The sequence below is a fragment of the uncultured Deefgea sp. genome, assembly GCF_947072475.1.
In the GTDB taxonomy this organism is placed as follows: domain Bacteria; phylum Pseudomonadota; class Gammaproteobacteria; order Burkholderiales; family Chitinibacteraceae; genus Deefgea.
Genome location: NZ_CAMTIA010000010.1, coordinates 22851 through 37345 on the forward strand (window position 1 = coordinate 22851; position 14495 = coordinate 37345).

A 14495-nucleotide genomic window follows, 5' to 3' on the forward strand; every position below is an offset into this window, starting at 1 on the left:
TGATTTAAGCGGTTTCGCTGATATTGGGGGTGGCGCTGGATTGGGTATTGGCGCTAGCTTGTTGCTGCGCATATTGGGCGGCCGCCGCTGCGGCGGGCCGTGAATTGGCGGGTTTTTCTACCGGCTCGGTCGCCGGCTCAGCCGCTTTCGCCGCCGTAGCTGGTGGTGCTGGCGACGCTGGGCTCGGTGCTTGTTGGCTACTAGTGACTTGCTCGGTGACTTGCTCGGCGTCTTCGGACTGCTTTTTCTTGGCGGCATCCGAAATCGACACCGCATCTACCGGTGGTTTTTCTGCGCTGCGGCCCGACGCTAAATCCGACGGCTCGGGCTGATCGGGCCGATTGGAAGAGTCAGATCGCTGCGATTTTTGCAGCTCAAGCATCGCCGCAGCGGCATTATTCATGCCATTGGCTGCGCGAGCTAAAGGATTAGTGCGGGAAACCATCATCTCAGACATCATGCGTCACCTGAAACCAACATACTGCAGCATAGCGGCGTCATCGCCAGCCAAAAACAGCAATCACACGTCTTAGCCGATAACAGGTGAAATCAGAGATTAAGCCAGCGAATCAAGCAGCTGACCAACTTCAGTAGAGCCGTCGTCAGCAACTGTTTGATAAGCCATCATTCGAGCTTGCGACACGCCACGATTTGGCTGCATTTGCTGAATCAGCATCGAGGATAAATGCGGAAAAGTGCTAATGGGTTTGATCTGCAAATCCACCCGCTGCGCCGCCAAGACCCGATTGGGCGCAGCGCGCCGCTTTGCCGCCGCGATTTCTGCCTGCCAAGCTTGAGAATCCGCCGCTTGAGTACGCGCCTGCAAAGGATGCACCCGCGATACATTCGTTACTTTCAGGGTGGGCATAGCAATGGCACGCGGCATAAGAAGAACTCCACTAAATCATACGCTTAGCTTATGCCGCTCTACCGCGATAAAAAATGCATTAAGTCCGCTCTAGCGCGGCATTTTTACCAAAATAGTCACCTTTTGCTGCGGAAAATCGCGGTTAGTGGTAAGGCAAGCCCGCTTTTGCATGGTAAAGTGTCAGGTTCATTGCCTTATTTTTTTTGGATTCATTCATGACTCGTTTCGCGCAACTGCAAAGCTTACTTGAACAACGCATCCTGATTTTGGATGGCGGCATGGGGACGATGATCCAGCAATATAAGCTCGATGAAGCGCAATACCGTGGCACGCGTTTTGCCGATTGGCATACCGACGTCAAAGGCAATAACGATTTACTGGTGCTGACCCAGCCACAGATCATTAGCGATATTCACCAAGCCTACCTCGATGCCGGCGCGGACATTCTGGAAACCAATAGCTTTAATGGCACCGCGATTGCGATGGCCGATTATGAAATGCAAGAATTAGTCTGGGAGCTCAATTTTGCTGCTGCCAAAATGGTTAAAGACCTGTGCGTGGCGCAAACGGCCAAAACCCCAGAAAAACCGCGCTTTTGCGCTGGCGTACTCGGCCCAACCAGCCGCACTTGCTCGATCTCTCCCGATGTTAACGATCCGGGTTTTCGCAATGTGACATTTGATGCGCTGGTCGAAACCTATCTCGAATCCATCGATGGCTTGGTGCAAGGTGGCGCGGATATTTTATTGGTGGAAACCATTTTTGATACGCTCAACGCCAAAGCGGCAGTGTTTGCGATTAAGAAATACTTCGCTGATCGCCCCGAGCTCGAAGAATTGCCGATTATGATTTCCGGCACCATTACCGATCAATCTGGCCGCACGCTCACCGGGCAAACCACCGAAGCTTTTTATAATTCGCTACGCCACGCCGACCCGATCTCGTTTGGTCTGAATTGCGCGCTGGGCCCCGATTTGTTGCGCCCGTATGTAGAAGAAATGAGCCGGATTTCGGACTGCTATGTATCCGTCCACGCCAACGCCGGTCTGCCCAATCCACTCGCGCCAACCGGCTACGATCTTGATCCGGACATGATGGCCGTCGACATTCGCGAATGGGCCGAATCGGGCTTTGCCAATATTATCGGCGGCTGCTGTGGCACTACGCCCGAGCATATTGCCGCGATGTATCAAGCGGTGAAAGACTTGCCGCCGCGCAAAATACCCAGCATCGAAGCCAAATGCCGGCTTTCTGGTTTAGAGCCATTTAATATCGGCGATCATGATTTATTTGTGAACGTGGGCGAGCGTACCAATGTCACCGGTTCAAAAGCCTTTGCGCGTTTGATTTTGGCTGGCGACTACACCGCCGCGCTCGATGTGGCGCGGCAACAAGTAGTCAACGGCGCGCAGATTATCGACATTAATATGGACGAAGGCATGCTCGACGCCCACAAGGCGATGGTCACCTTCCTTAACCTGATTGCTGCCGAGCCCGATATTAGCCGCGTTCCGATTATGATCGACTCGTCCAAATGGGAAGTCATCGAGGCGGGCCTTAAGTGCGTGCAGGGCAAATGCATCGTCAATTCGATCTCGATGAAAGAAGGCGTACCTAAATTTATTGAGCAAGCCAAATTGCTCAAAATGTACGGCGCAGCCGTCATCGTGATGGCGTTTGACGAGCTAGGCCAAGCCGACACCTATGCGCGCAAAATTGAAATTTGCGAAAAATCCTACCGCATCTTGGTCGACGAGATTGGCTTTCACCCTGCCGATATTATTTTTGACCCGAATATTTTTGCCGTAGCCACCGGTATCGACGAACACGCGCGCTACGGCCTTGATTTTATCGAAGCCACCGGCTGGATTAAGCACAATCTGCCGCACGCCAAAATCAGCGGCGGCGTATCGAATGTATCGTTCTCGTTCCGGGGTAATAACAAAGTACGTGAAGCGATTCACGCGGTCTTTTTGTATCACGCCATCAAGCAAGGCATGACGATGGGCATCGTCAACGCCGGTGCGCTCGAAACCTACGACGAAGTAGCACCAACGCTGCGCGATGCGATTGAGTCGGTAGTATTGATGAAAACCGACGACGCCCTTGCCGCGACCGAAGCGCTGATTACGCTGGCCGAAGCCTTTAAAGGCGACGCCAATGTGGCCAAAGGCGAAGACTTAAGCTGGCGCGAATTACCGCTGCAAGCGCGTATCACCCATTCGCTGGTCAAAGGCATTACCACCTTTATCGTTGAAGACACCGAAGCGGCTCGCCTCTCGGTGGAGCGGCCGATCCACGTCATCGAAGGCCATTTGATGACCGGCATGAACGTGGTCGGTGATTTGTTTGGCGCCGGTAAAATGTTCTTGCCGCAAGTAGTCAAAGCCGCGCGCGTGATGAAAGCCGCCGTGGCGCATTTAGAGCCATTTATCGACGCCGAAAAAATCGCCCTCGGCCTGCAAGACGCGCCCGCCAAAGGCGTGATCGTGATGGCCACCGTGAAAGGCGATGTGCACGACATTGGCAAAAACATCGTCGCGGTAGTGCTGCGCTGTAATAACTACCAAGTCACCGACTTGGGCGTGATGGTGCCGGCGCAAAAAATCCTCGATACCGCGCGCGAAATCAAAGCCGACATCATCGGCCTATCGGGCCTGATTACGCCAAGTCTGGAAGAAATGAGCCATGTGGCCAAAGAAATGCAGCGCCAAGGCTTTACGATTCCGCTATTGATTGGCGGCGCCACCACCTCCAAAGTGCATACCGCAGTCAAAATCGAGCCGCATTATCAAAACGACCAAGTCATCTACGTGGCCGACGCCAGCCGCGCGGTGGGCGTGTGCTCGAATCTACTGAGCGATGAGTTAAAACCAGCGTTTGTCGCTGGCGTAAAAGCCGAATACACCAAGGCGCGGGAGATTTTTGCCAGCAAAGATCGCACTAAGCTGATTAGCTTGACTGAAGCGCGCTCGCATAAATTTAGCCCCGATTGGTCAACGTATACCCCGCCAAAGCCTAGCTTTCTTGGGGTGCGTGAATATACCGACTATAACTTGGCCGATATCGAGCCCTTTATCGACTGGACACCGTTCTTTCAAAGCTGGGAATTACACGGCCGCTACCCGGCCATCTTGCAAGACGAAATCGTCGGCGAAGCCGCGCGCAGCTTGTATGCCGATGCTAAAGCGATGCTGAAAAAAATCGTCGATGAAAAATGGATTGCCGCCGCTGGCGTGATTGGCTTTTTCCCCGCAAACAGCGTCAACCACGACGACATCGAGCTCTACGATCCAAGCACCGTAGGGTCGACTTCAGTCGACCAAGCCGCCGAGCACAAGCCCATCATGACCTGGCACAATCTGCGCCAGCAATTACCCAAACCCAAAACCGGTGAAATCAAACCCAACTGGTGCTTGTCCGACTTTATCGCCCCCAAAGAAAGCGGCGTGCCCGACTATATCGGCGCCTTTGCCGTCACCGGCGGCATCGGCATCGATGCGCCAGTCAAAGCCTTTGAAGACGCCAACGACGACTACAACGCCATCTTGCTTAAATCGCTGGCGGACCGTTTTGCCGAAGCCTTTGCCGAACATATGCACTACCGCGTTCGCACCGAACTCTGGGGCTACGCCCAAGATGAAGCGCTCAGCAACGATGATTTAATCGACGAAAAATACATCGGCGTGCGCCCAGCGCCGGGCTACCCTGCCTGCCCCGACCACACGCCCAAAGTCGATTTATTCAAAGTGCTCAACGCGCCGAACATCGGCATGACGCTAACGGAAGGCTACGCCATGCTGCCAACCGCAGCGGTGAGTGGTTTTTACTTTAGCCACCCCGAATCGCGCTACTTTGGCGTCGGCAAAATCACCTTGGACCAAGTCGAAGACTACGCCCAACGCCGTGGCGTGAGCTTGGTGCAAGCCGAGCGCGACTTAGCGCCTAACTTGGGGTATGTCGCTTAAGGTTTTATCGAGTATTAGTTAGCAAGTAATACCCATCAAAAAGCCTCGCGGATGCGAGGCTTTTTTGCTCACAAACACCGTAGGGCGTCAATGAGCGCAGCGAATTGCGCCGAATACGCCGCAAATAAGCATCACAACGGCGCGATTGGCTTAGCTTTCAGCACCCTAACTCCATTGCGCCTTTACGGTATTACGCCGTACTCTGCTTTGGTATGCGGCAGTGATTTCTGAAGCGTCGTCGCGCTAATGCCGCGCGGCACTTACTTTTCTTGAGCGGCCAAGAAAACGAAGTTTCTGCGAAGCAAAAAGTAAGCAAAAGAAAACAAGCCGAAGGCGCAGTTTCTGCGAAGCTAAATCCGCCCTAGTATCTGCGTCCGACTTCGTCGGATTCCCTCGCTGCGGACAATCGAGGCGGTTGCGATCAAAACTCGGCCTGCGGCCTCAAACAATGATCGCAAAAACCCCGCCCCGCTTGTTCCTCGCTCGGCTTGCTACACGGGATCTCGCGCAGCTCAACGAGGTTTGATTTTAAATCGATGTATTGCTCTCTAGGTGTTGTAGATAAAGGCTTGCAAGCAAATACGTCGATTTCGTAGGGCGTCAATGAGCGCAGCGAATTGCGCCGAATACGCCGCAAATAAGCATCGCAACGGCGCGACTCGCTTCGCTCATCGGCACCCTACAATATTGCGCCGTACGTGGTGCATACCTTATTAAAACTTTAATTCTCCATAAAGGAGGTTAATTTATTAACATCATCCCTATAAGGTAGCAACTGTACTGATGTTGTTAGTGCATGTATCGAAACAAAAATGTCATTCAGACCTCTTTTTTTATACTGCTCTTTTACTTTATTAACGTAGCCTTTATTATTAATATAATTATCAAGTGATTCTGTATACATAAATAACATCTTACTCAATGTATCTTCCGATTTTGTTTTTATATATAGTCGACTAAGTAATTGTGCGATAACTAAAGTTGCGCTGTAATACGTTCTGTTTTTCAAATTTTTGTTATCTTCACGAGCTTTATTTGCACATGTATATCCATTATTTAACTCATCAATACTACTAGCAGACCTCAGTTCGCACTTGGCCATTTGTAACCAATAATGGCTTTTTTGTCCAAACGGATTTGCTAGACGCTTATATACTGATCGTACAAAATAAGCTGCTCCGGTTTTGTTCCATGAGAAAATACTATTCAGTAAATCAAAGTTAATTATTACATCCGCAGATTCTATTTGACCATGAACATATAAGCTTTTTGCTAAATCTGAAACTAGGTCGGCGGCTCTTTCATGCTCGTTTGATGCAAAATCTGAAAGTAATCGCACTAACCATTGTTGAGAATTGCAAACCATTACAGTTTCTTCACGATAAATTTCAAGATCGAATAAATCATTACTACCAATAACAAATTCAGTTATATTAAACCCAGTATCAAATGCAGCTCTAATATGAAGACTATCTACTTTTGAAAATGCGCCTAATAATATCAAAGCCTTATAATGTGAATTTGTTAGATTGCTTTTAAATACTCTAGAGCTATGCGTTAATTTCTGCATCTCAAAATTTCTATATGCGTTATTTAGTAACGTTTCACTAGATTCAAATTTTGGTAGCCCGGCCTGATTTAAGAGTGAATTAGATTCGTTCTGCTCTTTTTGTGACAATCTTGGGTTTATACTATATTCTTTCCAAGCGACATCTGAAAGAGCTTGAAATGCATTATAAAGGCTATTTTCATATGTATTAAGCGCTATAATAAACCGATTGGACCCTGCATTTTTAATTAACTCTAACGCACTGTCACCACGTAAATAATTTGAATCAAAAATAAACAAACACTTTTCTGACCCACGAATTAGATTCAATAATCGTGGATTAAATGGCTGATGAGAGGAGAAAAAATAAATTTGAAATTGCTTCAACTCCTCATACAGCTGAACTAAAGCTAATGTCTTTCCTGAAAAACGGCGTCCATTTAATAATATAAACTGGTGTCTATTGATCTCTTCACAAATGTTTTTTACCACATCCCTTACACCACAAATTTCTGGCCATCGAGCAGTTTCTATGTTGTCTTTTTTTTGTATTACCGGTCCACCATTTATTATAAAATCAATATTATCTTTCAAATTTGATATCTTTGGCTCTCTAACCAAATTTAGATCTTCTATTCGGCTCTCAACAACTTCTTTACTAAGAATTGAATATATCCAATCATATATTTGATCATACTCGTCAAAGTAAATAACTGTGTCAATTCCATATTCTTTTAATTTCATTCTCTCAACGAATGAAGGTTCACCTTTTGTAAGATATATTGATTTTTTAAAAACGTCCCTTTGTGAAAGTTGCATAACATCTAATTCCTCCTCAAGGCTGCAACCTACAAAAAGAAAGTTTTTTGTCTCTGATGAAGATTCTATATATTCCATCAATGATTTGTTAAGTGAAAAACTTGAAATGTATTGCTTCCATGTAAAAACAAGCTTAGGATCAAGGTAGTTTGCATATTCTGTGATACAACCATGAATTTTAATCAAACATTTTAATCTTTTAACTCGTTCTATTGATATTTCTCGCAACGGCCTTATAACTTCAAATTCTCTATTTGCCAACTCTATGGCATCATCAATATTAAATGTTATTACCGTTGGCCAATCCAAATTTATAAAATTAGACCTGTTTTTTGATATACTTACTTTAGAAAAACTGTTTATTAAATAATTCCGTGCCATTTCATGATCAATCGCATTACCTTCACTAAGTAAATTAAATGCGACCTTCAGGCTCTGTATTTTTTCTATTGACTCCTTGTCGGAAGCTGCTAAGTTAACGGATTTCAATGCTAATTTTTTTATTCCATCTAACAACTCAACTCCACCAGGAATCAACCCTCGTTTTGATTTTTGTCCTTTTGTAAAACCAGCCCCAATAAATGGTATTAGCTGAGATCGCTTGTAGTGAGCAGCAATAATATCTTTTGAATTTTCATCTAAATAGTGATAAACATTCTGCATAACTATTAATTCCTATTTCATAGGTTTTTATTAAACAAATTGGATAAGGAATATTTATAAATACTTAAGTACGCTCGCCTCACTCAGTTTGAATGATGGCAACGCAAGCCTATGATTTAAATAGGCTTGTTGTTTTCTACATTCAAACTATCTGGAGCCGACCCACTTAGCACAAATAAAACCCAAAATCTTCGCCAGGATGAAAGCGGCGTTAAATTCCCTTCTAAAACCTTATTACAATATATTTTTTGGCATGTCATTGTCGCCGTGTTACGGCGTAAGGCCCAATCGTGATTGGGATTGGAAATCAATGGGGTCAGAGTCGATTGATTTCTAGTTTTCCGTGGAATCAATCGACTCTAACCCCTTTGATTCTGCAGAAAAATTAAAATAGCTTGTTTGCTTACCTAGCGATTGCCTGCATATAGATTATTAATTAATCTATGCACCAACCTTGTTCAATCAAGACATCAACTGAATCTAGCTGCACGATATCTCCTCGAGTAATCAATAAGCAATACTCACCGCTGCACAATTGATCTACATTAGCAGAAGCAAAGCGGCCATCTATATTCTTAAATCGGATCACATCCAATGGGAAAATATCGAGATTATGTAATGTTTCACGCGTTAACTGTTGCAATTCACTGGACCAGTGCGTATTCATCATGACTCCTTGAGTATCCTCAATATGCAAAATCAAACTAAAATTCGCCTCAAAAATGCTCGGCCCAATCTTCCCAAAATCCCGGTTCATCATGTGCTGCATTTTCCATCGCTCTTTCCAGGGAAATCAATGGGGTCAGAGTCGATTGATTTTTAGTTTTCCGTGGAATCAATCGACTCTGACCCCTTTGATTTATTGAATACGCCCTACCGTTCATCCGATGCCATCATCATATCTATTTGCAAACTCAGCGTCAGTTATTTGATGGGAAAGTGTTAGCTTTATTAAAAAAAAGCGAATCCTGCGCCAACGCTGTAGGGCGTAATCGCCGCAGGCATTACGCCGCATAGAATTCTGCAATGATGCGTGCCAATCGGCGTATTGCCGCTGCGCGGCGAATACGCCCTACTTTTTTGGGAGAGGTAATCGTCAGCCATGTTGAGCTGGTTGCGGTTTCCAACCCGCCCTAATTAAGACTGGTGATTCTGGCATCAGATTGGCGGGTTACGCCTGCGGCTAACCCGCCCTACTCATCGATGTATTTGCTTGCAAGTATTGTTAAGCAAGAATCAATGGGGTCAGAGTCGATTGATTTCTAGTTTTCCGTGGAATCAATCGACTCTGACCCCTTTGATTGGACCCCTTTGATTGCTCAACCCGCCCTAATTACGACAGGTGATTCCTGCATCAGATTGGCGGGTTACGCCTGCGGCTAACCCGCCCTACTCATCGATGTATTTGATTGCAGGTGTTGCTGAGCAATGCTTAGCCAGCAATACCCACAAAAAAGCCTCGCGGATGCGAGGCTTTTCGTCAACTCAAGTTAGCAAAATCCGAACTACAAATCTCCGAATTACAAATCCTTCACCGCTTGCAACACCCGCTCCACTTGCTCGATCAGCTCTGCGACAAAGCTCTCGGTCACATCTAAATCACCTTCGTATTCGGCCAGATTGCGTTTGGTGTGCGCTTGATTGAGCAAGATCCACTCTGCGGCGGGTAAGCTCAAGGTGTGCGCCAAGCACTGAAACACCAAATAACGATTATCGCTGCGAAAACCCGCAGCGCGTAGCGCGGCCAATGCGGCGGAATGCGCTGCGTTGTAGGCCAGATCAAAACGGCTCTCGATTGAGAGCGCGGTATTGCGCGCATCATGCAACCGAACCGTGGCCGAGCGGATTAAGCCAGCCGATTCGCGTGCATCGGATGGCTCGGGCTTTAATTTACCAATCTTCGCCAGATTTTCAAGCGGCGCTAAGTCGGGCGATATCATCCTCATTCCCCTTTACAAAGATTTTTGGCTGCTCTAGCACGCGGGTCATAAACGATCGTCCCTCCATCACCCGCTGGGCGAATTCCGCAGCAGTGTAGAGCGTTGGATTGATAGGGCGGCCCAAAGTTTGCTGCGCCGGTAGCAATGCCGCCAGCAATTGCGCATGCGATATCTGCTCGCCCACAACCATTAAATCAATATCACTCGCGGCGTGTTCATTGCCCTTGGCCACCGAGCCATACACCAAGGCTAACTCAATCTGCGGCCCAATATCGACCAAGGCCGCGCGTATAACGTCAGCGAGCCCAAAGGTTTTGACCACAATACTGCGTAGCTCGGCATAAATCGGCGCATCGGCATTGACCTGATAATGTTTTTGATTGCCAATTCGCTGCGATTTAATCAGCCCCGCATCGGCCAATTTAGCCAGCTCACGCTGTACCGCGCCCGAACCGCCACCCGCCAAGGCGATGATTTCGTTGGCATAGAAAGAGCGTTGCGGCTGGCCAAACAACACTGCCAGCACCCGCTGCTGAGTTTTGCTAAAAAGCGCATCTGTATAAGTACCCATATTGGGCATGATAAAACCCAATTTGGGTATGGTCAAGAAATCAAACCCATTTTGGGCATGATCGAACCCAAAATGGGTTTGATTGGATGCCCGTATTTAGGGCAAATCGAGAGCCGCACTAATGACGACGGGTGATTCCGGCATCGGATTGGCGGGTTACGCCTAAAGGCTAACCCGCCCTACCTATCGATGCGGAATCAATGGGGTCAGAGTCGATTGATTTTTAGTTTTCCATGGAATCAATCGACTCTGACCCCTTTGATTACGCCGCCAACAAGCATCACAACGGCGCGATTCGCGTAGCTTTCAGTCCCCTACGCTATTGCGACATACGCGGTACTTGCTAATTAGATCATCAATAACAAAACAAACCCAATATGGGTACGATCGAACCCAAATTGGGTATGCACCACGAAATCGTAAGTTGGGCTAAGCCTGCGCAGCTCAACCCCCACGCCAAAGCTTTATTTGAATGCTGACTGGCCCGTGGCAAGAGCTAAATGTCCGCGCTCGGCGCTGGCATGTATAAATTGGTTCACCTGTGCTTTGGCGTATTGAAAACGCAAACAAAGTATCAAGCCGAATATCAAAGCGCCTGAGCGGCAAGACGGGATCTACGGTGCTTAAGCGTCGACGAAGAGTACCTCGCCGCTGATGAAACCATCCACTGCACGCTCGAACGCTTTACCCACTAAGGCCGAAGGCACTGGTTGAAAGCCGGGCATCATGTCTCCGTAGACATGCCACGCTTCTTCCAACACGGTAGGGTTCACCACGTTGATACGAATGCCGCGCGGTAGCTCATGGGCCACACATTTAACAAATGTATCAATGGCGCCGCTGATTGTGGCGTCCGCGATAGCGAACGGCACCGGCTTCACATTCAAGATGCCCGAAATCAGTGTGAACGAGCCGCCATCCCCAATATATTGCAAGCCAATATTCACTAAGTTGATCTGGCCCAACAACTTGCTTTGAATCGTGGTATCCCACTGCGCACTGGTCATCGATTCAAACGGCGCGTATTCACAAACCCCTACCGTGTTAACCACTGCATCAAAATGGCCCACTTGTTGGTACAGCGCATGAATGGCTTCTTTATCGGTAATGTCTACCTTGTAATCGACCCCTTCTCCGCTGCGGCTAGCAGTAATAACGCGGTGTTTGCCCAGCCCGGTCATTGCCGCCTGACCCATTTTGCCGTTGGCACCAATAAGAATGATCGTCTTCATCAAAAAGCCCTCGTGAATTAATTTGTGGGCCAATCTTAGCGCATCGATGATACAATATAAATCATATTAAGCTTGTATAAGATACAATATATTATGGTAGATAAGATCGACCTAAAACACATGCGGATCTTTCTTCAATTGGTCAGGGCGGGCAATGTGTCCAAGGTGGCCGAGGAAACCGGCGTATCGCAGCAGGCGATTAGCGGGTATCTCAAGCGCCTGCGCGCCGCTTTTCCTCATGAGCTGTTTCTCAGGCAAAGTAGTGGACTGCTGCCGACGGACTTTGCTTTGGGTTTAGCCACTAAATTCGAAAAAATCCTGCTAGACGTGGATGACTTATTCGACGATCGCACTTTTGATGCCGCGACCTCGACGGCGACGTTTAGGCTGATCGCCAATGAGTATGCGCAGCTCGCGATCATCCCCCGCCTGTCCAACCTGATGGCGCAGGCCGCACCGGGGGTGAAACTGCTGGTAACCGATTTCAACCCACGAACGCATGAGGCCAGCTTGGCCAGCGGCGATGCCGATTTGCTGATTGGCTTTGCCGAGTTCGTCAGCGCTGGCGTGGTTAAAACGCGCCTAAAGAAAGAACAGTATTCATGGGTGGTGGGTAAAAACTCACAGATCTCATCCCATATTCATACGGTGAGCGACCTACAAAACCATGCCCATGTTGGCTTTGCCAATGGTGCAGCTCATCTTGCGGATAATGTGGATGCCTTCCTGCAGGCGCACTCGGTCTCGCGACAGGTGATGGCGGTACTGCCTTGTTATACCTCTCTGATTCCTTTTCTTGAATTCAATGATGTTGTTGCATTGGTACCATCTGCGCTGGCACGATCTAGCTATCTCAATATTTTATCTCTCGATGCGGAGATGGACACTTTTGATGTTACGGTTGGCTGGCATCGTCGATCTTCTGGCAGCTCCGCAAGAAAATGGCTCACCAATCTAGTGCAACGCGCGGCTGACTGCTCTACAGCATAAAGCCATGTATGCCGGGTTGGGCTTATCAACCCGCGCTGATTGCGACAGGTGATTCCGGCATCAGATTGTCGGCTTATCCCCCAAGGGGACTTGCATCGGGGCGCGCCTAAAGGCTAACCCGCCCTACCTATCGGTGTATTTGCTTGCAGTACCAAATCAACCCGATGTTTTTAACACCCCGAGAAACCAAAGAAGTGATTTACACCGAGCCGCGAGACCCGGAGCAACCGGCGTTTTTCACGCCGACCCTTGACGGATCAGTTGCGCGGCCTTTTCCCCAATCATGATGGTGGGGGCGTTGGTGTTGCCGGTGACCAGATTGGGCATGATGGAGGCATCGACTATGCGCAGCCCTTGCAATCCGTGTACCCGCAGTGAGGCGTCAACCACCGCCATACGGTCGCTCGCTGGGCCCATTTTGCAGGTGCCGACCGGGTGGTACTCGCTGTCAGAGTGGGCGCGCAGAAACGTTTCGATCTGCGCCACATTGTTGCGCTCCAGCGGATACAGCATTTTTCCGCGGAAAGGTTTGAGCGCAGCAGATTCCATGATGTCGTAACCCATCTGTGTCGCCTTGACTAGGGTGGCGAGGTCGTCCGGGTCTTTCAGGAATGCCGGATCAATCAATGGGGCGTCGGTGGGCTTGGCGCTTTGCAGGGTGACACTGCCGCGGCTCTTGGGACGCATCAGGGTGACGTGCAGCGTGTAGCCGTGGCCGAGGTGGTTCTTGCGGGTGTGGTCATCCACAATGCCGATGCACAGCGCCAGCTGAATGTTGGGATAGTCGGGTTTTCCTTCGGTGGAGATGAATCCCTGAGTTTCGGCCGCGTTGGTGGTCACCCAGCCGGTGCGTTTGTTACGCCACTCAAAGATGGATTTCAGCAGGGCCCAACCACCACCTAAGGACAAACCCAGCGTGGCATCTTGGCGCCGCGTGCGGTAGATCAGCACGGTGGTGATGTGGTCTTGCAGGTTCTGTCCGACCCCGGGGAGTTCGTGCTGGACGGCAATGCCGTGTTTTTGCAGCTCTTCCTTCGGGCCAATGCCTGAGAGCAAGAGCAGGTGCGGGGAGCCAAAGGCACCACCGCTTACGATCACTTCGCGGCGTGCTTTCACCTCTTGCCGCTGACCGTTGTGCAGGTACTGCACGCCGACTGCGCGTTGATCTTGCAGCAGTATTTTGCTGGTGTGCGCGCGGGTGATGACAGTCAGGTTGGGGCGCGCTAGGTTTGGCGTGATGTAGGCCTTGGCGGCGCTGCCACGTTCTCCGTTTTTCTGGGTGACTTGGGCCGGCGACACACCATATTGGGTGGCTGCGTTGTAGTCCGGGTTGCGCGGAATGCCCTGTTCCACACAGGCCTGAATAAAGGCCTGGTTGAGGACGCTGGGACTGCGCAGATAGGCCACGTTCAGGGGCCCGCCGGTGCCCCGATATTCGGTGGCGCCAAAACATTCATTGTTCTCGGCGCGTTTGAAGATGGGCAGCACGTCCTGATAGGTCCACCCGGGGTTTCCCTGCCCGGCCCAGTGGTCGTAGTCGAGCGCATTGCCGCGTGTATAGACCATGGCGTTGACCGATGAGCTGCCGCCCATCACCTTGCCGCGTGGCTGAAACCCGCAGCGGCCGTTGAAGCCGGCCTGCGGCACGGTTTCGTAACCCCAGCTGAACAGCTTGAGCGGCGCCGTAACGGCAAAGCCCAATGGCGCATGAATAAATGCCGAACTATCGGGCCCACCGGCCTCTAGCAGACATACGGTGATGTTGGGATCTTCACTCAGGCGGCTGGCCACCACACATCCGGCCGCGCCACCACCGACTACGACGTAATCATATGCCTGCAAACTCATGGGAAACCTTTATCCGTTGGTTAGGGAGAGCGCTGAAGATCGATCCC

At 49.4% G+C, this 14495-nt stretch carries 10 protein-coding genes; 2 read left to right on the top strand and 8 right to left on the bottom strand.

Features of this window, described 5'->3' with window-relative positions:
* Positions 1-4: 4 nt before the first annotated feature.
* The gene (locus tag Q0V82_RS05395; protein ID WP_297573300.1) at positions 5-457 is read right to left on the bottom strand and encodes a hypothetical protein; all 453 of its coding nucleotides are present in this window, start codon (positions 455-457) and stop codon (positions 5-7) included.
* A gap of 99 nt (positions 458-556) precedes the next feature.
* Positions 557-886, bottom strand: coding sequence for a hypothetical protein (locus Q0V82_RS05400; protein WP_297573302.1), 330 nt, complete (start codon positions 884-886; stop codon positions 557-559).
* Positions 887-1083: 197 nt separating this feature from the next.
* Between Q0V82_RS05400 and metH the strand changes: the two genes are divergently transcribed.
* Positions 1084-4836 (top strand): methionine synthase, encoded by a 3753-nt coding sequence (metH, locus tag Q0V82_RS05405; RefSeq protein WP_297573306.1) that lies wholly within the window; start codon positions 1084-1086, stop codon positions 4834-4836.
* 721 nt (positions 4837-5557) lie between these two features.
* Here metH and Q0V82_RS05410 read toward each other — a convergent pair.
* From Q0V82_RS05410 to Q0V82_RS05435, 5 genes are all read right to left on the bottom strand, one after another.
* Positions 5558-7867 carry an SIR2 family protein gene (locus Q0V82_RS05410; RefSeq protein ID WP_297573308.1) on the bottom strand — a complete coding sequence of 770 codons (2310 nt, stop codon included), beginning with the start codon at positions 7865-7867 and terminating at the stop codon, positions 5558-5560.
* A gap of 436 nt (positions 7868-8303) precedes the next feature.
* Positions 8304-8636 (bottom strand): hypothetical protein, encoded by a 333-nt coding sequence (locus Q0V82_RS05415; protein ID WP_297573310.1) that lies wholly within the window; start codon positions 8634-8636, stop codon positions 8304-8306.
* 751 nt (positions 8637-9387) lie between these two features.
* On the bottom strand, positions 9388-9807 hold the full coding sequence (locus Q0V82_RS05420; protein ID WP_297573312.1) for a hypothetical protein: 420 nt from the start codon (positions 9805-9807) through the stop codon (positions 9388-9390).
* The gene (locus Q0V82_RS05425) at positions 9779-10414 is read right to left on the bottom strand and encodes a nucleotidyltransferase domain-containing protein (RefSeq protein WP_297573314.1); all 636 of its coding nucleotides are present in this window, start codon (positions 10412-10414) and stop codon (positions 9779-9781) included. Before Q0V82_RS05425 ends, Q0V82_RS05420 begins: the two co-directional genes overlap by 29 nt.
* Positions 10415-11001: 587 nt before the next feature.
* Positions 11002-11643 carry a short chain dehydrogenase gene (locus Q0V82_RS05435; protein ID WP_297573316.1) on the bottom strand — a complete coding sequence of 214 codons (642 nt, stop codon included), beginning with the start codon at positions 11641-11643 and terminating at the stop codon, positions 11002-11004.
* Between the two features lie 60 nt (positions 11644-11703).
* Between Q0V82_RS05435 and Q0V82_RS05440 the strand changes: the two genes are divergently transcribed.
* On the top strand, positions 11704-12600 hold the full coding sequence (locus tag Q0V82_RS05440) for a LysR family transcriptional regulator (RefSeq protein ID WP_297573318.1): 897 nt from the start codon (positions 11704-11706) through the stop codon (positions 12598-12600).
* A 237-nt stretch (positions 12601-12837) separates the two neighbouring features.
* Here the strand turns inward: Q0V82_RS05440 and Q0V82_RS05445 are convergent, their stop codons facing one another.
* Complete coding sequence (locus tag Q0V82_RS05445) at positions 12838-14448, bottom strand: GMC family oxidoreductase (RefSeq protein ID WP_297573320.1); 1611 nt, start codon at positions 14446-14448, stop codon at positions 12838-12840.
* Between the last annotated feature and the right edge of the window lie 47 nt (positions 14449-14495).

Excerpts from the sequence above, each read along its gene's own strand:
- Q0V82_RS05395 (WP_297573300.1), bottom strand. The coding sequence starts at position 457 with ATGTCTGAGATGATGGTTTCCCGCACTAATCCTTTAGCTCGCGCAGCC.
- Q0V82_RS05400 (WP_297573302.1), bottom strand. The coding sequence starts at position 886 with ATGCCGCGTGCCATTGCTATGCCCACCCTGAAAGTAACGAATGTATCG.
- metH (WP_297573306.1), top strand. The coding sequence starts at position 1,084 with ATGACTCGTTTCGCGCAACTGCAAAGCTTACTTGAACAACGCATCCTG.
- Q0V82_RS05410 (WP_297573308.1), bottom strand. The coding sequence starts at position 7,867 with ATGCAGAATGTTTATCACTATTTAGATGAAAATTCAAAAGATATTATT.
- Q0V82_RS05415 (WP_297573310.1), bottom strand. The coding sequence starts at position 8,636 with ATGCAGCACATGATGAACCGGGATTTTGGGAAGATTGGGCCGAGCATT.
- Q0V82_RS05420 (WP_297573312.1), bottom strand. The coding sequence starts at position 9,807 with ATGATATCGCCCGACTTAGCGCCGCTTGAAAATCTGGCGAAGATTGGT.
- Q0V82_RS05440 (WP_297573318.1), top strand. The coding sequence starts at position 11,704 with ATGGTAGATAAGATCGACCTAAAACACATGCGGATCTTTCTTCAATTG.
- Q0V82_RS05445 (WP_297573320.1), bottom strand. The coding sequence starts at position 14,448 with ATGAGTTTGCAGGCATATGATTACGTCGTAGTCGGTGGTGGCGCGGCC.